Here is a 19,596-nt window from a genome sequence, read left to right as displayed (position 1 = left end):
AAGCGCGGTTGCACATGAACAAACTGGTCCAAGTGACTGACAAGACAGGGTTCATTTCACATCGCTGCATGCTAACCTGCCGCCCGATGACCCGACGTGTCCTAGCCTGCCTGTTCACGCTTGGCCTGGTCGCCTGTGCGACCCAGCCCAAGCCCCCCACGCCGCCGAAGCAGACCGCCGCCGAGCCTGCCTCCTCTGGCCCGGCCACTCCCGGCAAGACGCCGCCGGCCGGGACCGAGGTCGAGCGGCGGGCCGATGTCGAGACCCTGGACCTGACCCCGGTGCCCTTCGAGGTCGCCCGGGCCAACTTCATCCGCGACACCGCTGCGCGCTACGGCCTGGATCCGGCCTGGATCACCTCGGTGCTCGATGCGGCGCAGTGGCGCGAGGACACCATCAAGCTGATGTCCAAGCCGGCCGAACGCACCATCGGCTGGGACGAGTACCGTCCGCGCTTCATCACCACCGCGCGCATCGACGGCGGCAAGGCCTTCCTGGACAAGCACCGCGCCGAACTGATGCGCGTGCAGGAGCGCACCGGTGTGCCGGCCGAGATCATCGTGGCCATCCTGGGCGTTGAAACCAGCTATGGCGGCTATACCGGCAGGACGCCGATCGTCGATGCGCTTTACACGCTCGGCTTCCGCTATCCGCGCACGGGGGACCCGGACCGCGCCCAGTACGAGGCACGTCGCGAGCGCTTCTTCCGCGACGAGCTGGGGCAGCTGTTCGCCCTGTCCAAGGAGCAGGGCCTGGACCTGGCCACGCTGCGCGGCAGCTATGCCGGGGCGATGGGCATGGGCCAGTTCATGCCGTCCAGCTACCGCGATTTCGGCGTCGATGGCGACGGCGATGGCCGGATCAACCTGATCGACGACTACGACGACATCTTCTCTTCGGTGGCCAACTACTTCGTCAAGAAGGGCGGCGCCTACGGCTGGGAACGCGGCGGCCCGGTGGCCGTGCAGGCCAGGCTTGCGCCGGGGCACGAGGCCTTCGATCCGCTGGACTGGACCCCGACCTGGACCCTGGCCGAGCTGTCCGCGCGTGGCTACACGCCGCTGGCGCCGGTACCGGCCGGCGAGACCGCCACCCCGGTGACCCTGTCGGCCGCCGATGGCCCGCAATACTGGCTGGGCTTCCGCAACTACTACGCCATCACCCGCTACAACAACTCCAAGATGTACGCGATGGCGGTCTGGCAGCTGTCCCAGGCCATTGCGGGCAAACCGCTCCCGCCGGCATGAGGACCTGGCTGCTCCTGCTGGTGGTGGTGACCCTGGCGGCGTGCAGCAGCGCGCCACGCAAGAGCGCCAGGCCGGGTGAGGCGCTGGTGGTCGTGCCCAAGGGCGGCAAGGCGCCAGCCGCCGTGGCCGCAGGCTGCGATGGCCGCTACAGCCCGGCCCAGGAAGATCCGGCCACGCGCGGCGACTACGTGGCCGGCGGCCTGTACAAGCCGGGCGTGGCCGACAGCACCCCCACCGAAGTGCCCGACGTGGACTGCATCGCCGAGCCGACCATCGCCGACGAGACACCCTCGGCCTACGGCAACAAATCCCCGTACACGGTGCTGGGCAAGCGCTACGAAGTGCTCGATTCGTCGGCCGACTACGACGAGCAGGGCCTGGCCTCCTACTACGGGCAGAAGTTCCATGGCCGCAAGACCTCCAACCACGAGGTCTACGACATGTACCAGTTCACCGCCGCCCACAAGACGCTGCCACTGCCCAGCTTCGCCCTGGTGACCAATCTGGACAACGGACGCGATGTGATCGTGCGGATCAACGACCGCGGCCCCTTTCATGATGGGCGAATCATCGACCTGAGCTACGCGGCGGCGGTCAAGCTGGGGATCACCGCGCGTGGCACCGGCCGGGTCGAGGTCAAGGCCCTGCATGCCGATGATCCGCGGCTGCCGGCGCTGCTGGCCAGCCGCGGGCGCCAGGTCCGGCCCGCCAGCCAGGTGCCGACCACGATCGCCACTGGCAAGCCCGCGCCGGTCAAGCCTTCGGCGATGGACCAGCTGGTGGGCGGTCTGCCGCCCGCCGTGGCGCGCACGCCACAGCAGGTGGTGGACGCCGCGCGTGCCGCACCGGTGGGGACCAAGGGGGCGCCCAGCGACCCGTCGTTGCGTTACCACGTGGCCACCAATGCAAAGGCCGGCGGCGATGCCGCGGCCGGCGCGGACCGTTTCGAGGCCTGGATGCAGGCCCAGGGTGTGCATGTGGCCACCGGCGAGCCCGGTGCGCCGGTGGCCTCTGCCGCGCCCTCCACGCCTGCGCTGGCGGACAAGGCCGTGAAGCCTTCCGCCGTCGCGCCGACGCGGAACATCCCGGTCCAGTCCGCGCCGGTCGGCTCCTACGGCCAGGCCGCCATGGCCGTGCTGCTGCAGGTCGCCAGTTTCGCCAGCCGCGACAATGCCGAGCGCACGGTGGCGCGGCTTGTGTCGGCCGGCATCGCCACTGCCTCGATCAGCGATGTGATCGCCGGCGGCCGCAAGCTGTGGCGCGTGCGGGTCGGGGCGGAGGACAATGCCGGGGCCGACGCGCTGGCCGCGCGCATTGCCGGCCTGGGGTTCTCGCGCCCGCAGGTCGTGCGCGAGTGAAGTGAACCAATCCGCGTCGTGCCGGTCCATGCCTGGACCGTGTGCTCCTTTCCACCGCCAAGTTTTCCAGGGGTAAGTCCTTCATGAAGTTCCGTTTCGCCTTTGCCGCCCTGGCGACCGTCGCCGTTGGCGCGGCCGTCGCCCAGACGCTGCCGCCGCCCGAAGCCGCGACCGCGCCGCCGCCGGAGATCAAGATCCCCGACGCGCCGGCTCCGGCGGTGTCCAAGGCGTGGATCGTCATGGATGCGGCCAGCGGCCAGGTCCTGGCGGGCGCGAACATCCACGAGCATCTGGCCCCGGCCAGCATGACCAAGGTGATGACCTCCTACGTGCTGGCCGCCGAGCTCAAGGCCGGCAAGATCACCCGCGACGATCAGGTCATGATGACCGAGCGCGCCTGGCGCGAGGGCGGCGCGGGGACCGATGGCAGCTACAGCGGCTTCCCGGTCAACCAGACCGCGCGCCTGGAGGACATGGAAAAGGGCATGGTGGTGCAGTCGGGCAACGACGCGGCCATCGCCTTGGCCGAGCACACCGCCGGCAGCGAGGAGGCCTTCGTCCAGCTGATGAACGCCTACGCCCAGCGCCTGGGCATGAAGGACAGCCACTTCGCCGACGTGCATGGCCTGGCGGCCGAGGGCCATTACTCCAGCGCCTACGACATGGCGCTGCTGGGGCGCGCGTTGATCCGCGACTACCCGGACACCTACGCCTACAACAAGATCAAGGAAATGACGGTCAACGGCATCACCCAGCCGAACCGCAACCTGCTGCTGTGGCGCGACCCGAGCGTGGACGGCATCAAGACCGGGCATACCTCGCAGGCCGGCTACTGCATCATGAATTCGGCCAAGCGCGGCGATCAGCGCCTGATCTCGGTGGTCATGGGCGATGTGTCGGAAAAGCAGCGCGCCACCGACTCGCTGGCCCTGCTGAACTGGGGTTTCCGCTTCTACGAGACCCACCGCCTGTACGAGCCGGGCAAGGCCATCGCCCAGCAGAAGGTCTGGAAGGGCGCCGAGCGTGAGGTGAAGCTGGGCGTGGCCGCGCCGCTGCTGGTGGGCGTGCCGCGCGGCCAGTACGACAAGCTCAAGCCGATGATGGACGTGCCCAAGCAGCTGGTCGCGCCAATCAAGAAGGGCCAGAAGATCGGCACGGTCAAGGTGAACCTGGACGGCAAGACCATCGCCGAGGCCCCGCTGGTGGCCGTGGAGGGCGTCGAGGAAGGCGGCTTCTTCCGCCGCCTGTGGGATGCCCTGTGGATGTGGTGGGAATCGGTCTGATCCGCTCCCCCCACGATGTGATGAAGAAGCCGGCAGATGCCGGCTTTTTCGTGCATGGCGCCCGCCCGGCTTGGGTTTGCGCACGACCGCCCCGATAATCGCGCCATGCAGATTTCATCCGACAATCCCGAACACGGCTTCCAGTTTCCCGGCACGTTCGAGCTGAGCGCGATGGGCCCGGCCGGTATCGCGCTGGAGCAGGAGCTTCCGCGCCTGCTGACCGACGCCGGCATCGAGGTACTCAGCGAGCGCGTCAGCTGGAAGCATTCGTCCAACGGCAAGTACGTCTCGGTGCGCATCGCGTTCCGGGCGCAGTCGCGCGAGCAGTACGACGCGGCCCATGCGGCCCTGCGCGACCACCCGGAGGTGAAGTGGACGCTGTAGCCGCGTCCTGCCCATCGGCCGCGGGCGACGCGGTCATTGCCGCGCGCGATCCGCTGCCGGCGATCGTGCGTGAACTGGGACGCCAGCCGTACACGCCGGTGTGGCGCGCGATGCAGGCCTTCACCGATGCACGCGACGAGGCGACGCCGGACGAACTGTGGCTGGTCGAGCACGACCCGGTGTTCACCCTGGGCCAGGCCGGTCGACCCGAGCACGTGCTGGCGCCGGGCGAGATTCCGGTCATCCACGTCGATCGTGGCGGCCAGGTGACGTACCACGGCCCCGGCCAGTTGGTGCTTTACCCGCTGCTGGACCTGAAGCGGCTGAAGATCGGCGTGCGCGACTACGTGTGCCGCATCGAGCAGGCCATCATCGACACCTGCGCTGAATGGAACATCCACGCCGAACGCAAGGACGGCGCGCCGGGCGTCTACGTGGCCGGCGCCAAGATCGGCGCGCTGGGCATCCGTGTGCGCCGCGGCTGCACCTTCCACGGGTTGAGCTTCAACATCGCCATGGACCTGGAGCCGTTCCACCGCATCAATCCCTGCGGCTATGAAGGCCTGCAGACCATCGCCCTGTCCGATCTGGGCGGCCCGGCGTCGATGGAGGCAGTCAAGTCCGTGCTGCTGGAAAAGATCGCGGGGCTGTTCGGCATTGCGCTGACGCGTGCGGACGGCGTGCCTGCGCCGCACGTGGCATAGCGCGACCCGGCCTGGGATAAGCCACCTCGTGGGAGCCGCCAGGGCGGCGACGGGGCTTTGCCTGCAATGTCGCATCATGGGATTGCTGGCCTGGAAGGCCAATGAATCGGTAAAGCCCCATCGCCGCCATGGCGGCTCCCACGGGTAGGCTGGGGCACACTTGGTGCCCATGAACCCAGTGCCAGACCTGATTGCCGCCTCGCTGCGCCGTCTGATCGCCGCCGCGCCGGAACTCGAAACCACACTCGCCGATGCGCAGGTGCGTGCCTCGGTCGAACGACTCACGCTGGCCAGCGACTTCGCGCTGGACACGCTGTGCCGGCAGCCGCCACTGCTGGAGGAGCTGCTGGACGACGCGACCACGCCGTTCGCGCCGCCGGCCCTGACCGAGGCCCCCCTCGCGCAGTGGCCCGCGTTGCTGCGCCGTTTCCGCGTGGCCGAATCCACGCGGCTGGTCTGGCGCGATGTGGTCGAAGGCGCCGACGTCGACGAGATCCTGGCCGGCACCACGGGGCTGGCCGAGGCCTGCCTGCAGACCGCGCTGGACGCGCTTGAAAGCGACTTCGCCCAGCGTCACGGCGTGGTGCGCGATGCGCAGGGCGCTGCGGTGCGGCTGGTGGTGTTCGGTCTGGGCAAGCTCGGCGGCGGCGAGCTGAATTTCTCCTCCGATGTGGATCTGGTCTACGGATTCGCCAGGGGCGGTGAGTCCGACGGCGCCCGTCCCCTGGCGGCCGAGGAATACTTCGCGCGGCTCGGCCAGCGTCTGGCGCAGCTGCTGGATCAATCCACGGCCGACGGCTTCTGCCATCGCGTGGACCTGCGCCTGCGGCCTTACGGCAGCGCCGGCCGGGTGGCCCTGTCCTTTGCCGGAATGGACCGTTACTTCCAGACCGAGGGCCGCGACTGGGAGCGCTACGCCTGGCTCAAGGCGCGCCCGGTGGCCGGCGACCTCGCCGCCGGTGAGGCCTGGTTGGAGACGCTGCGCCCCTTCGTCTATCGCCGCTACCTGGATTTCACCGCCTTCGAGGGCCTGCGTGCGATGAAGGCGATGATCACCGCCGAGGTCGCGCGGCGCGAGCTGGCCGACGACATCAAGCGCGGAGCTGGCGGCATCCGCGAGATCGAATTCCTGGCCCAGGCGCTGCAGCTGGTGCATGGCGGGCGCGACGCGCGCCTGCGCCGGCGCGGCCTGCGCGCGGCCCTGGACGCGCTGGTGCAGGCGAGGATCCTGGCGCCGGAGGTGGCCGCGCGGCTGCGCGCGGCGTATCGCTTCCTGCGAGTGCTGGAGAACCGCCTGCAGATGCTGCGTGATGCGCAGACCCACACCTTGCCCGAGGATCCCACCGACGCGCATCGCATCGCCGTCTCGCTCGGATACGCGGACGCCACCGCCCTGCGCGAGGCGCTTGCCGCGCAGCGCGACGTGGTCAGCGCGGCGTTCGCCCCGCTGATGGCGGCCCCGGAGGACGCGCAGGAAACCCCTGCGCTGGCGCCTTACCAGCGCATGCTCGACAGTGACCAGGCGCCTGAAGCGCTAGCCGAAGTCGGCTTCGCCGATGCCGCGCAGTCGGCTTCGCGCCTGCAGGATTTCCTCAAGGCGCCCGGCGTGGCCCAGCTGTCGGACAGTGCCCGCGCGCGCCTGGACCGCGTGCTGCCGGCCATGCTGCAGGCCGCCGCGGCGTCCGACCAGCCCGATGCCGCGCTGCAGCGCTGCCTGGCGCTGCTGCAGTCGATCCTGCGGCGCACCAGCTATCTGGCGTTGCTGGATGAAGTGCCGGCGGCATTGGCGCGGCTGGTCGATGTGGTCGCGCGCAGCGCGTGGCTGGCCGAGCGCGTGGCCCAGTACCCGCTATTGCTGGACGAACTGCTGGATGCGCGTGCCGCCGGTCCGCTTCCGGACCGGGCGGCGATGCGGGCGGCGTGCACCGCGACCTTGGCCGAACCCGATCCCGAGCGCGCCCTGCGCCGACTCAACGAGGTGCGCTTGGCCTTTGGCTTTCGCATCGCGCTGGCGGCGCTGGATGCGCGCCAGCCGCCGCAGGATTCGGCACGCCAGCTGGCGTGGCTGGCCGATGCGGTCTGCACGGTGATCTTGGACATGGCGCGTGCCGCGGTGGCCCAGGCGCACGGCACGGTGGCCGGGGGCGAGTTCGCGCTGCTCGGCTACGGCAGCCTGGGCGGTGAGGAGATGGGCTTTGGCTCGGACCTAGACCTGGTGTTCCTGTTCCGCGCGCCGGCCGGGGCGCAGTCCCAAGGCCCGCGCAGCCTGGATGCCGCGCGCTGGCACCTGCGCCTGGCGCAGAAGGTGGTGTCCCTGCTGGAGACGATGACCGGCGCCGGACGCCTGTACGCGGTGGACGTGCGCCTGCGCCCGGACGGCGCCAAGGGCCTGCTGGTCAGCACGCTGGACAGCTACGCCGACTACCAGCGCAAGCGGGCCTGGACCTGGGAGCACCAGGCGCTGGCGCGCGCGCGCGGGATTGCGGGTGATGCGGCGCTGCTGGAGGCGTTCGCGGCGATCCGCGCCGAAACCCTGGGCCGGACGCGCGACCCGGCCGTTCTGCGCGAAGACGTCGTGCACATGCGCGGCCGCATGCGCGCGGAGCTGGACCGCAGCACGCCGGCGCGCTTCGACCTCAAGCAGGGCGCGGGCGGACTGGTCGACCTGGAGTTCCTGCTGCAGGCGCTGGTGCTTGAACACGCCGCCCACGCGCCGGCGCTGCTGTCCCCGCACAATACGCGCGATCTGATCCGTGCGCTGGCCGAGGCCGGTTTGTTGAAGGTGCCGTCATCCCTGCTGGACGCGCACGCGACCCTGCTGGCGGCCAGCCTGGCCTGCACGCTGGATCGGCGTCCGCGCCTGACCAGTCCGACGCCGACGCTGGAGGCCGCCCGCGCGACCGTGCGCGAAGCCTGCCTGGCCGGTGGTCTGGTGTTCGCCGCTGGCAAGGAGGAGCCCGCCTAGCGCGTGCGCGCGGGCAGAGAGGCTGTCATGCCAGGGACAGTCGGCTGCGGACCTCGGCGGCGATGCGGGCGGTCTCGCGCAGCGGGACCACGGCGAACGGCGGCAATCCATCCGCCAGCGGCGCGATGCGCCGCAGTTCGCGCAACTGGCCGAGGAAACGCGCCAACCGTCCCCGCGCCCGTTGCGGTGCATGGACGTACACCGGCGCCTGGGTGGCGCAGGCTTCGGAGAGCATGTTGACCGAGTCGGGCGTGCACACGATCGCATCGGCCCAGGCCAGCAGTCCGGCATAGGGATTGGGCCCATCCTGTTCGCCGCCCCAAACCTGGTGCGGGCCTGCGGCGTAGCGACGGCGCAGCGCGTCGATGATCACAGGCGGGGTGCGGCGTGAGGTGGTGACCAGGACGGTCCCACCGGTGGCGCGGGCCTTGGCGTCGACCGGCGCGAGCATCGCCTCGATGTCCTGCAGGGTCAGGGCGGCCTGGGGCGTCGGCCCGCCGACCAGCACGGCGATGCGCGGGCCGGGCAGGGCGCCCAGCCCGACAAACGCCTGCCGGGCCCAAGCCAGCCAGGCCTCGTCCACCGGGTTGAGGCTACCGAGCAGGGAGAGCACGTTGGTGCCGCGCAGGCGGTCGTGTTCGGGGGCGATCACCAGGTCCCAGTGCCGCGAGGCAATGCGTGGGTCCAGGATCTGCACTGCCAGCGCCCCCCGCGCGCGCAGCAGGCGGGTGGCCAGCGCGGCCTGTCGACCGCAGCCGATCGCCAGCTCCGGCGGCTGCGCCAACGCGGCGGCGAAATCGGGGCCGAAAGCCTGGCCCGTTCCGGGTAGCCAGCGCGGGGCCACCTGCTTCCAGGGCGCGCGCGCGAGCAGCGTGCAAGCGCGCGCCGACCGGTGCAGCGCCCGCGCCAGCGCCTCGGCCTGACGCACGTTGCCGGCGGCGCCGTCGGTCAGGGTCCAGGTAAGCGCTGCGGTCATGGAAAGCTGCAAGGCATGAAACGGTCAGGCCTGTAAGGATGCATTTGTTCTGCAACTCAAAACAATCCGTTGCGAGTGGCCTTGGTGTCGCCGACGGGCGCGCCCCCTACACTGCACCCCAATCCAGCGGAAGCGCGTGCCACGCGCCGCCGCCCGCTGGGTCGCCCTTTCGCTTTTCGGAGTCGCACGATGTCCCAGTCCCTCGACGCCGCCGCGCTGGACCAACTGTTCCGCACCGCGCGCACCCAGAACGCCTTCACCGACCAGCCGGTCACCGACGAAGAACTGCACGCCCTCTACGACCTGCTCAAGTGGGGACCGACCGCGGCCAACGGCACCCCCGCGCGCTTCGTGTTCGTCAAATCGCCCGAAGCCAAGGCCAAGCTCAAGCCGGCCCTGGCCGAGAACAACGTGGACAAGACCCTGGCCGCACCGGTGACGGTGATCGTCGCCCACGACCTGGATTTCCACGAGCATCTGCCCAAGCTGTTCCCGCATACCGATGCCAAGGCGTGGTTCGATGGCCCGCAGGAAGGGCGCGTGGAAGGCGCGTTCCGCAACGGCTCGCTGCAGGGCGCCTACCTGATCCTGGCCGCGCGTGCGCTGGGCCTGGATGCCGGCCCGATGTCCGGCTTCGACAATGCCAAGGTCGACGAGGCGTTTTTCGCCGGCACCGCGATCAAGTCCAACTTTCTGATCAACCTGGGCCACGGCGATCCTACGGGGCTGTTCCCGCGCCTGCCGCGCCTGTCCTTCGACGAGGCCGCGCGCATCGTTTGATGCACGGCTTCGCCATCCATCCGGCGCTCGCGCCACCACGCCCCATCACCCACCGTTTCAAGGAGCCTCACCCCATGCGCAAGTTTCTGCTCGCCGTTGCCCTGTCGGCCCTGGTCGCCCCGGCCTTCGCCGCTTCGACCACCTACAAGCTCGATCCGACCCACACCGACGTGATCGCCACCTGGAACCACTTCGGCTTCTCCAACCCCAGCGCCCATTTCGGCCAGGCCGACGGTTCGCTGACCTATGATCCGGCCAACGTCGCTGCGTCCAGCGTGGAGGTCACCTTCCCGCTGGCGGGCCTGGATTCGTTCGTGCCCAAGCTGGACGAACACCTGCGCGGCTCGGACTTCTTCGACGCCGCCAAGTATCCGACCGCGACCTTCAAGAGCACCAAGGTCCAGTCGCTGGGCAGCAACAAGCTGAAGGTCACCGGCAACCTGACCATCAAGGGCATCACCAAGCCGGTCGTGCTGGACGTGACCCTGAACAAGGCCGCCGAGCATCCGATGAAGAAGACCCAGTCCATCGGCTTCGACGCCACCGGCACGGTCAAGCGTTCGGACTTCGGCGTGGGCGCCTACGCGCCGATGGTCAGCGACGAGGTCAAGCTGCACATCACCACCGAGGCCGACGCCGCCAAGGCCAAGTGATGTATCGCGTGGCCTGATGCCAGGTCGCGCCATGCCTGAACAGATAACGCCGCCGGGTGCGAATCCGGCGGCGTTGTCGTGTGTCGCGGGCGAGAAACCGGTCGGAGCCGCCATGGCGGCGAATGGCTTCCCTGGCAAACCCCATCGCCGCCATGGCGGCTCCCACGGGATATTTCCAGCGGCGACCCACCACCGCTTGGTGGGAGCTGCTACTGCAGCGATGGCTTACCGGGAAAGCCGCACACTCATGAGAAGACAGTTGCTCCCACATGGCCTGACTGGAGCCGTGCCATCGCCGATCGATCGGCTCCCACAGGAAGGTTTCAGGCCTTCAGTGCCTGGGCGAAGTCGGCGATCAGATCGTCGATGTGCTCCAGGCCGACCGACACACGCAGCAGGTTCTGCGGGGTGACCGGCTGGGGTCCTTCGACCGAGGCGCGGTGTTCGACCAGCGACTCGCAACCGCCCAGTGAGGTGGCGTTGGTGAAGATCCGCAGTGCGCCGGCCACGCCCAGTGCCGCCTCGCGCCCGCCCTTGAGTTGCACGCTGAGCATGCCGCCGCCCTGACGCATCTGGCGCATCGCCAGGGCGTGGGCCGGATGGCTGGCCAGGCCGGGGTAATGCACCGCCTCGACCTGCGGCTGGGCGGTCAGGAACTCGGCCAGCGCCTTGGCGTTGGCGCAGTGCAGGGCCATGCGCGCCGGCAGCGAGCGGCAGCCGCGCAGGGTCAGCCAGGCGCTGAACGGGGCCAGGGTGGCGCCGGTGATGTGCAGGCGGTGGGCGACCGCGCGCGCGAAGTCGTCCTCCCGGGCGAAGGCCAGCGCACCGCCAAGCACATCGCTGTGCCCGCCGAAGTACTTGGTTGTCGAATGCATCACGATGTCCGCACCCAGCGCCAGCGGCTGCTGCAGCACCGGCGAGGCGAAGGTGTTGTCGGCCACCAGCAGCGCGCCATGGGCATGCGCCAGTTCGGCCAGGGCGGCGATGTCGGAGACCTTCATCATGGGGTTGGACGGCGTCTCGACCCAGATCAGATCCACGCCGCCTTGGCACGCAGCCGTCACCGCGGGCAGGTCGGTCATGTCCAGGCGCACAACCTGCGCGCCGCGCTCGGGCAGGAACTCGACCGCCAGCAGGCGCAGGCCGGCGTAGCAGTCGTCCGGGATCAGGATCCGCGCGCCGGGACGCAAGCTCTCCAGCAACACGGTGATGGCTGCCATGCCCGAGGCGCAGGTGATCGCCGTGGCCGCGCCTTCCAGGGCGGCTACGGCCGCGCGCAGGCGATCGTTGGTGGGGTTGCCCTCGCGCTGGTACTCGTAGCCGGCGATGCGCTCGGCCGCCGGGCCGTGGCGGAAGGTGGTGGCCAGATGGATCGGCGGGGTGACCGCGCCGGTGGCCGGGTCGTATTCGCCGCCGGCGTGGATGGCGAGGGTTTCAAGACGCATCGGATGCAGCTCCGGTGAGGTGGTAGAAATCGAACGCGCGCCGCAGGGTCGCCGCGCTGCTGAAGCCCAGTGCGTCCAGCCCGGCCGCGCGTGCGCCGCTGACGTTCTCGTCGCGGTCGTCAATGAACAAGGTCTCGCCCGGCGCCGCGTCCAGGAGCGCCAGGGCACGCAGGTAGGCCTCCGGCGCCGGCTTGGCCAGGCCCACGTCGCCCGCGCCGACCACCCGGCCGGCGAACAGCGGGAACAGCGGTGGGCAGATGCGCTCCAGGTGTCGGGTCAGGAGTGGGCCGTTGTTGGTGAAGATCGCCACCTGGGCATGCCGGGCCACTTCGGTGGCGAGCATGACCATGGCCGGATCGGCCGGGGTGGCCAGCGTCCTGGCCACGATGCAGTCTTCCAGGCTCAGGCGCGCGCCCAGGCGCCTGGACAACTCGTCGGCATAGTCCTCCGGGCGCCACAGCCCGATATCCGACTCGTGCTCCAGCCCGGAGTCGAACAGCGCGGCCTGCACCGCGGGCGGATGGGTGCCGCTGCGCCGCGCCAGCTCGACCAATCGCACACGGCGGTCGTAGCAGGCCAGAACGTCATCCAGATCGAACAGGACCAGCGATGGGCGCCGCCGCTCGGGGCGCCGGCTGGCGCGCGAGGAAATGGCATCGGGCGCCCGCATGTCGGACAGAGGCATTGGGGCGGGGGAGGGGGATCAGCCCTCAAGCATACGCCGGGGCCAAGGACGGGTGGAGGGTGCTGCCCGCTCCACCCGCGCCCCGGGCTGGCGGGTGGGCAAGGCCGGGGTGCGACCTGCCCGCACCTACCCGGGCAACGGCCACCTACCCGCCGCAGGGGTCAACGAATTCCTAACTCGCGGTTAGCTTCGAGTGAAGGTTTGGCGGACTCCACATGACACCGGCTCACGGGGATCCGGACCGCCAGGCACCTCCCTCACGTCGCTTCCTCACTTCGCCTTGCAAGGAGTTCAGGTCATGCGTAGTCGCCCCACACCTCGCCGCCTCGCCGTTGCCGTCGCCGCCTCGTTGTCGCCCTCTCGGACCCTGCTGCGCGGCCTGTCCTCGGCGGTGCTGCTGGCCGCCACCGCACAGGTCGCCTTCGCGGCCGATGCAACGCCTGACGACCCGCCGGCCACGGCCGACACCGATGTCGCGGCCAAGACCCTGGACTCGATCAGCGTCATCTCCACCGGTACCCGCAAGGCCAACATGGCGGTGACCGATAGCCCGGCGCCGATCCAGCTGATCAGCCCCGAGCTGCTCAAGCAGTCGGCCGCGCCGGATCTGCAGAACGCCATCGCCAACCAGATCCCGTCCTACAACGCCAGCCAGACCGGCGGCGACATGGCCAGCCAGACGCTCAACGCCAGCCTGCGCTCGCTCACCGCCAACCACACCCTGATCCTGGTCAACGGCAAGCGCCGCCACGTCACCTCCAACTTCGGCGTGGCCGGCAACGGTGAAATGGCCACCGACCTGTCCTACATCCCCAATTCGGCCATCGACCACATCGAAGTGCTGACCGACGGCGCCGCGGCGCTGTATGGCTCGGACGCGATCGCCGGCGTGATCAACATCATCCTGAAGAAGAACTCCAGCGGCGGCGAGCTCAACGCCGGCTACTCCGGCTATGCCGACGGCGGTGGCGGGACCGACAACTGGAGCGGCAACATCGGCCTGGGCGGCGACAACGGCTGGATCAGCATCAGCGCCGAGGTGGAGAACCGTCAGTCGGTCTACCGCTTCTCCAATCCCAGCTACGCCAACTGCCTGCTGGACATCGATGCCTGTACCGCCTACGCCAATGCCAATGGCCGCGGCGATCTGCTCAGCCGCATCGCCAACGACCAGGGCGCGATCCTCAACGCCCGCTTCCCGGGCCTGAATGGCTGGCTCAACCCGCCGGAAGTGCACCGCAAGATCATGTCCTTCAACGGCGGCTATGACTTTGGCGATGGCCTGGAGTTCTACGCTTTCGGTACCTACGGCAAGAAGACCGCCGAGTCCGAGGAAAACTATCGCCGTCCCTCGCAGGATGGTGGCTACACCGACCCCATCACCGGTGAGGTCCGACACAAGTATCCCAACGGCTTCAATCCCTCCGAGGCCTCCAAGGAATACGACTACGACCTGACCGCCGGCATCAAGGGCTACTTCGGCGACTGGTCCTGGGACGCGTCGACCAGCTACGGCCGCAACGAGATGGACGTCTATACGCTCAACTCGATGAACTTCTCGCTGTGGCAGGACTTCGGCTATTCGCAGGAGGATTTCTACGACGGCACCTACTACTCGACCCAGTGGACGACCGACTTCAGTGCGATGCATGACTTCGACATCGGGCTGGAGGCGCCGCTGACCTTCCAGGCCGGCGTGGAGTACCGTCGCGACGGCTACGGTATCGAGCCGGGCGAGCCGACCTCGTATTACGGTGCCGGCGCCTCGTCGTTCCCGGGCTACAACCCGCTGGGCACCGGCGACTACTCGCGCCATAGCTACGCGGTGTTCACCGACGTGGTCCTCAACCCGACCGAGAAGTGGCTGGTCGACGTGGCGGGACGCTACGAGGACTACAGCGACTTCGGCAACAAGGCCGTGGGCAAGTTCACCACCCGCTACGACTTCACCGACACCTTCGCCCTGCGCGGCACGGTCAGCACCGGCTTCCGCGCGCCGAACATGGGTGAGCAGTACTACTCGGCCATCCAGGTCTCGCCGACCGGCGCCACCGCGACCCTGGCCGGTTCCAGCGTGGGCAACGGCCTGAAGCCGGAGACCAGCCAGAACCTCTCCCTGGGCTTCGTGTTCAACCCGATCCCGAACCTGACCATGACCCTGGACGCCTACCAGATCAAGATCAAGGATCGGACCTACATCGGCTCGTTCGCCTACTCCACCGCGCAGGCCGCCGACACCCTGACCGGGCGGACCACCGGCACCTGGAACGCCGACCTGCCCGACCCGGCCGATACCGACGGTGATGGCGTGCCGGATGATGCCTACAACCAGATCCTGGGCGACGCCCTGGTGGCCGGCGGCTTCATCAGCAATCCCAACGACCCCGCCGCTCCGGGTGGCAGCTTCGATCAGACCGCGCGTGCCAACATCAACCTGAGCTTCTTCTCCAACGTGCTGGACACCAAGACCAGCGGCGTGGACTGGGTCACCAACTACATGAGCGAGTTCGGTTGGGGCACCATCGACTGGTTGCTGGCGGCCAACTACAACAAGACCGAGGTCACCCGTGCCGGCCGTGCGCCGGGCTTCGAGACCATCCCGATGTTCACCGCCGCGAACATCTCCGACATCGAGCACAACAACCCCAAGTACCGCGTCAATCTGGCCGCGACCTTCAACTGGGAGAAGTTCAGCCTGACCCTGCGCGAGTCGATCTACGGCCCGCAGTACTCGGTCGCCAGCCTGAGCGGCTACGAACAGTTCGCCGACCAGCTGGACCTGGTCACCCTGGATGGTGGCCAGTACTACAAGCAGGAAATCGGCAGCATGGCGCTGACCGGCTTCGACCTGAGCTTCAAGCCCAACGACGCCTGGACCCTGACCGTCGGCGGCGACAACATCTTCAACGAGTATCCCGACAAGATCCCCTCGCCGGTGTGGGACTACGATGTGGCCAACTACCAGAACGGCAACAACGAATACCTGACCGGCAGCCCGATCGGTTACTTCGGTGCCAAGTACTACGCCAAGCTGAGCTACCGCTTCTGATCGGCCCGGGCGCCGGCCAGGATCGCCTGGCCGGCGTCTGACGATCCACCCTTCAATCGATGATTTGCAGCGGCCTGCTCCGGGTCGCGACGCCCACCGCAGACGCAGTGGGCGGCTCTTTGTCCAACCAGCAGTGGCCCGGAGCCGGGAAGTGCCGGCCACTGTCGAAAGGAAGATCTTCAATGAATGGCGTTACCACTGCATTGACCCGCCGCCAGTTGCTGGGCCGAATCGGCCTGGCCGCGGGCGGCACCATGATGTACCAGGCCATGAGCAGCCTGGGGTATGCCGCCGAGTCCAGCTACAAGGGGCCGGTGAAGCTGCAGGGCAATCCCAAGGGCGCGACCGTCCTGATCCTGGGTGCCGGCGTGGCCGGCATGACCGCCGCCTACGAGATGCGCAAGGCCGGTTACAAGGTCAAGATCCTCGAATACAACGCCCGTCCCGGCGGTCGCAACTGGTCCATCCACGGCGGGGACACCTATACCGAGCTCGGCGGCCACACCCAGCATTGCCAGTTCGATTCCAACCTCTACCTCAACCCGGGTCCGTGGCGCATCCCGCACCACCACCGCGGGTTGCTGCATTACTGCAAGCAGTTCAACGTCAAGCTCGAGTCGTTCAACCAGGTCAACTACAACGCCTTGCTGCACAACACCAAGGCCTTTGGCGGCAAGCCGCAGCGGTTTCGCGAGATCGACGCCGACTACAAGGGTCACGTCAGTGAGCTGCTGGCCAAGGCCTGCCAGCAGGGTGCGCTGGACCAGGCGGTGACCAAGGACGACCAGGAGCTGCTGCTCGAGTCGCTGCGCAGCTGGGGCGCGCTGGACAAGAACATGGCCTACGTCAAGGGCGAAGCCAGCAGCACGCGCCGTGGTTTCTCCAAGTTTCCCGGTGGCGGCATCTCCGGCAAGCCCGAATTCTCCGAGCCGATGGGCATGGACAAGGTGCTCAACTCGCACCTGTGGGCCGCCCTGGCCGCCGGCAACAACTACGAGATGCAGACCACCATGTTCCAGCCGGTCGGCGGCATGGACCAGATCGGCAAGGCCTTCGCCCGCGAGTTGGGACCGGGCACCATCCAGTACAACGCGCGCGTGGTGCAGATCGACCAGGACGACCACGGCGTGACGGTGACCTACGAGGATCATGGCGCCGATGGCGCGCGCCGCACCGCCAAGGCCGACTGGTGCATCTGCACCATTCCCTTCTCGGTGCTCAGCCGCATCCCGATCCAGGTCGGCCAGGCGATGTCCGATGCCATCACCCACCTGCCTTACGCGGCCTCGGTGAAGGTCGGCCTGCAGTTCAAGCGTCGTTTCTGGGAAGAGGACGAGGCCATCTACGGCGGTATCAGCTACACCGACCTGCCGATCACCCAGATCAGCTACCCCAGCACCGACTACCACAGCCCCGGCAAGGGCGTGCTGCTGGGCGCCTACATCTGGGGCCTGGATGCTTACGACTTCACCTCGCACACTCCGGAAGAGCGGGTGCGCCAGGCGCTGGAATACGGCTCGCAGCTGCATCCGCAGTACAAGCCCGAGTTCGATAACGGCGTGTCGGTGGGCTGGCACCGCGTGCCGTGGACCCACGGCTGCTTTGGCCAGTGGAGCGAGGACCTGCGCGCGCAGCACTACAAGGCCGCGACCCAGATCGACGGCCGCATCGCGATGGCCGGCGAGCACATCTCCTACATCCCGGCCTGGCAGGAAGGTGCGGTGCTGTCCGCGCTGGATGTGATCGGGCGTCTGCACAGCAAGGTCATGGCGACCGGAGGACAGGCATGAACACCAAGACCCTGACCGTGATCGGCCTGCTCGGCACGCTGGGCGTGATGGGCTGGCAGCAGCTGCCGGCGCGCGCGCAGACCTCCGATGCCACCGGCTTCCTGAAGTCGCGCGACTTTTCCCATGCCGACGGCCCGCAGATCTACGGCACCATCTGCCAGGCCTGTCACATGGAAGGCGCCAAGGGCGCCAAGGGCGCCGGCGAATATCCGGCCCTGGCCGGCAATCCCAAGCTGGGTGCGGCGCCGTACGTGGAGATGATGGTGCTCGGTGGGCACGGCGCGATGCCGGGTTTCGGCGGCATGCTCAACGATGCGCAGGTCGCCGAGGTCACCACTTATGTACGGACCCATTTCGGCAACCATTACGATGACCCGGTCACCGCCGACGACGTCAAGGCACTGCGCGCCTCGCTGGACAGTGCTTCGACCTCCGACGAGTGATCGCGTGTCCCTGTTCCCTTTTTCCTACGGAGTTCCCATGCGCCTGTCCCGCCTGTTGTTCCTGACCGCCCTCCTGTCACCCGTGGCCGCCCAGGCCCAGGATGTCGTGCGCCACGGCATCCCCGGCAGCGACTTCCCGATCGCCTCGGCGGTCGAAGTCCCGGCTGGCAAGTCCACCATCTATCTCAGCGGCAAGCTGGCAGCCGTCGCCAACCCCGATGCGCCCAAGGGCTCGCTTGAGGCCTATGGCGATACCAAGGTCCAGACCATCAGCGTGCTGACCCAGATCCAGAAGCAGCTGCAGAGCATGGGCCTGGACATGAAGGACGTGGTCAAGATGCAGGCCTTCCTGGTCGGCGGCCCGGAGAACGACGGCAAGATGGACTTCAAGGGCTTCATGGAAGGCTACACCCAGTTCTTCGGCAAGGACGCCAAGCAGATGAACCTGCCGGCCCGCTCGGCCTTCCAGATTGCGGCGCTGGGCAATCCGGCCGCGCGCGTGGAGATCGAAGTCATCGCCGTACGTCCGTAGTCATCCGTTCCCCGCCCTGCTATCGGAGTGACCCCATGAAAGCACCGCTCTCCCGTCGCCGCTTCCTCAGTGGCTCCGCCCTGGCTGCCGGCACCGCCGTTGGCGCACCGCTGCTCGGCCTGGCCGGGTCGGCCTTCGCCAAGCGCAACCCGCCCAGCCGGCCGCGCGTGGACCCCGAGCAGGCCAAGGCCCTCGGCCTGGAGCCGGTGATGATCAACGCCAACGAGAACCCCTTGGGCCCCAGCGCCGAGGCGCTCAAGGCGATCGATGGCATCGCGCCCAGTGGCGGGCGCTATCTGGGGCAGATGCAGGGGGAACTGGTGCAGGAGATGGCCGCCCAGCTCGGGGTCAAGCCGGACTACATCGTCCCGTATGCCGGCTCGACCCCGCCGCTGACCCAGACGGTGCTGGCCTTCACCTCGCCGACAGCCTCGCTGGTGACGGCCAATCCGACCTTCGAAGCGGCCTGGCGCACGGCCGGCCAGGTCAAGGCGCCCGTACACAAGGTGCCGCTGCGGGCCGACTACAGCCACGACGTGGCGGCCATGTGCGCGGCCGATGCCGCGGCCGGCATGATCTACATCTGCAATCCGAACAATCCCACCGGGTCGCTCACCCCGCGCAAGGACATCGAGTACGCCCTGGCGCACAAGCCCCAGGGCAGCATCCTGGTGCTGGACGAGGCCTACATCCATCTGTCGGAAAACGCGGTGACCGGCGCGGACCTGGTGGCCGCCGACAAGGAGGTGGTGATCCTGCGGACCTTCTCCAAGCTCTACGGCATGGCCGGCATCCGCCTGGGCTACGCGGTGGGTCGTCCGGATCTGCTCGAACGCCTGACCTACTTCGGGACCAATGCCTTGCCGGTCACCGCCATGGCCGCGGGCCTGGCCAGCCTGCGCGACCCGAAGCTGGTCCCGACCCGGCGCGCGGCCAACACCGCGATCCGCGAGGACGTCGCCACCTGGCTGACCCAGCAGGGCTATGCGTGCAGCCCATCGGAGAGCAACTGCTTCATGCTGGACGTCAAGCGCCCGGCGCGTGAGTTCATGGAGGCGATGGCCACCTACGGAGTGTTCGTGGGCCGCAGCTGGGAAGGCTGGCCGAATTCCTCGCGCATCACTGTGGGCACGGCCGAAGAGATGAGCCGGTTCAAGGACGCCTTCGCCAAGGTGATGGCCGGTGAGCGCGGGCCGGTGCCGCTGAAGCTGACCTTGCTCCAGGACGAACGTCGCGACGGCACCTTCATGGTGGTCTAGAGACCCAAGCCGGATCGAGGTCGCAGGAAATCCAACGCCCGCC

At 68.5% G+C, this 19,596-nt stretch carries 16 protein-coding genes; 13 read left to right on the top strand and 3 right to left on the bottom strand.

Features of this window, described 5'->3' with window-relative positions; genetic code table 11:
• Window positions 1-86 precede the first annotated feature (86 nt).
• From mltB to glnE, 6 genes are all read left to right on the top strand, one after another.
• Entirely contained in the window at window positions 87-1,247 is a 1,161-nt protein-coding gene (gene mltB, locus PJ250_RS03535; protein ID WP_271647169.1) for a lytic murein transglycosylase B, read from the top strand.
• On the top strand, window positions 1,244-2,605 hold the full coding sequence (locus PJ250_RS03530) for a septal ring lytic transglycosylase RlpA family protein (protein WP_271647168.1): 1,362 nt from the start codon (window positions 1,244-1,246) through the stop codon (window positions 2,603-2,605). Before mltB ends, PJ250_RS03530 begins: the two co-directional genes overlap by 4 nt.
• A gap of 83 nt (window positions 2,606-2,688) precedes the next feature.
• Entirely contained in the window at window positions 2,689-3,888 is a 1,200-nt protein-coding gene (locus PJ250_RS03525; protein WP_271647167.1) for a D-alanyl-D-alanine carboxypeptidase family protein, read from the top strand.
• A 105-nt stretch (window positions 3,889-3,993) separates the two neighbouring features.
• Complete coding sequence (locus tag PJ250_RS03520; protein ID WP_271647166.1) at window positions 3,994-4,272, top strand: DUF493 family protein; 279 nt, start codon at window positions 3,994-3,996, stop codon at window positions 4,270-4,272.
• 35 nt (window positions 4,273-4,307) lie between these two features.
• Complete coding sequence (lipB, locus tag PJ250_RS03515) at window positions 4,308-4,976, top strand: lipoyl(octanoyl) transferase LipB (protein WP_271648515.1); 669 nt, start codon at window positions 4,308-4,310, stop codon at window positions 4,974-4,976.
• A gap of 169 nt (window positions 4,977-5,145) precedes the next feature.
• On the top strand, window positions 5,146-7,941 hold the full coding sequence (gene glnE / locus PJ250_RS03510; RefSeq protein ID WP_271647165.1) for a bifunctional [glutamate--ammonia ligase]-adenylyl-L-tyrosine phosphorylase/[glutamate--ammonia-ligase] adenylyltransferase: 2,796 nt from the start codon (window positions 5,146-5,148) through the stop codon (window positions 7,939-7,941).
• Window positions 7,942-7,966: 25 nt separating this feature from the next.
• On the opposite strand, the gene PJ250_RS03505 is transcribed toward glnE, so the two are convergent.
• Window positions 7,967-8,917, bottom strand: coding sequence for a mitochondrial fission ELM1 family protein (locus PJ250_RS03505; RefSeq protein WP_271647164.1), 951 nt, complete (start codon window positions 8,915-8,917; stop codon window positions 7,967-7,969).
• A gap of 189 nt (window positions 8,918-9,106) precedes the next feature.
• Between PJ250_RS03505 and PJ250_RS03500 the strand changes: the two genes are divergently transcribed.
• Entirely contained in the window at window positions 9,107-9,697 is a 591-nt protein-coding gene (locus tag PJ250_RS03500) for a malonic semialdehyde reductase (RefSeq protein ID WP_271647163.1), read from the top strand.
• Window positions 9,698-9,771: 74 nt separating this feature from the next.
• Complete coding sequence (locus PJ250_RS03495; RefSeq protein WP_271647162.1) at window positions 9,772-10,350, top strand: YceI family protein; 579 nt, start codon at window positions 9,772-9,774, stop codon at window positions 10,348-10,350.
• Between the two features lie 323 nt (window positions 10,351-10,673).
• Here PJ250_RS03495 and PJ250_RS03490 read toward each other — a convergent pair whose 3' ends face one another.
• Together PJ250_RS03490 and PJ250_RS03485 are read right to left on the bottom strand one after the other, a co-directional pair.
• The gene (locus PJ250_RS03490; protein WP_271647161.1) at window positions 10,674-11,795 is read right to left on the bottom strand and encodes a trans-sulfuration enzyme family protein; all 1,122 of its coding nucleotides are present in this window, start codon (window positions 11,793-11,795) and stop codon (window positions 10,674-10,676) included.
• Window positions 11,785-12,465: an HAD-IA family hydrolase gene (locus PJ250_RS03485; protein ID WP_271647160.1), complete on the bottom strand. Its 681-nt coding sequence runs from the start codon at window positions 12,463-12,465 to the stop codon at window positions 11,785-11,787. Before PJ250_RS03485 ends, PJ250_RS03490 begins: the two co-directional genes overlap by 11 nt.
• A gap of 313 nt (window positions 12,466-12,778) precedes the next feature.
• Between PJ250_RS03485 and PJ250_RS03480 the strand changes: the two genes are divergently transcribed.
• The 5 genes from PJ250_RS03480 (at window position 12,779) to PJ250_RS03460 (ending at window position 19,553) form a co-directional block, all read left to right on the top strand.
• Complete coding sequence (locus PJ250_RS03480) at window positions 12,779-15,529, top strand: TonB-dependent receptor plug domain-containing protein (protein ID WP_271647159.1); 2,751 nt, start codon at window positions 12,779-12,781, stop codon at window positions 15,527-15,529.
• Window positions 15,530-15,711: 182 nt separating this feature from the next.
• Window positions 15,712-17,319, top strand: coding sequence for a flavin monoamine oxidase family protein (locus PJ250_RS03475; RefSeq protein ID WP_271647158.1), 1,608 nt, complete (start codon window positions 15,712-15,714; stop codon window positions 17,317-17,319).
• A 47-nt stretch (window positions 17,320-17,366) separates the two neighbouring features.
• A complete protein-coding gene (locus PJ250_RS03470; RefSeq protein ID WP_271648514.1) occupies window positions 17,367-17,762 on the top strand; it encodes a c-type cytochrome in 396 nt (131 codons plus the stop codon).
• A 37-nt stretch (window positions 17,763-17,799) separates the two neighbouring features.
• Window positions 17,800-18,294 carry a RidA family protein gene (locus tag PJ250_RS03465; RefSeq protein ID WP_271647157.1) on the top strand — a complete coding sequence of 165 codons (495 nt, stop codon included), beginning with the start codon at window positions 17,800-17,802 and terminating at the stop codon, window positions 18,292-18,294.
• Window positions 18,295-18,329: 35 nt separating this feature from the next.
• Window positions 18,330-19,553: a pyridoxal phosphate-dependent aminotransferase gene (locus PJ250_RS03460; RefSeq protein ID WP_271647156.1), complete on the top strand. Its 1,224-nt coding sequence runs from the start codon at window positions 18,330-18,332 to the stop codon at window positions 19,551-19,553.
• The last annotated feature ends 43 nt before the right edge of the window (window positions 19,554-19,596 follow it).

The organism is Pseudoxanthomonas sp. JBR18, assembly GCF_028198165.1.
GTDB lineage: Bacteria > Pseudomonadota > Gammaproteobacteria > Xanthomonadales > Xanthomonadaceae > Pseudoxanthomonas_A.
Note: the sequence above shows the minus strand (reverse complement) of the source record. Positions and strands in the feature narration are given on the sequence as shown.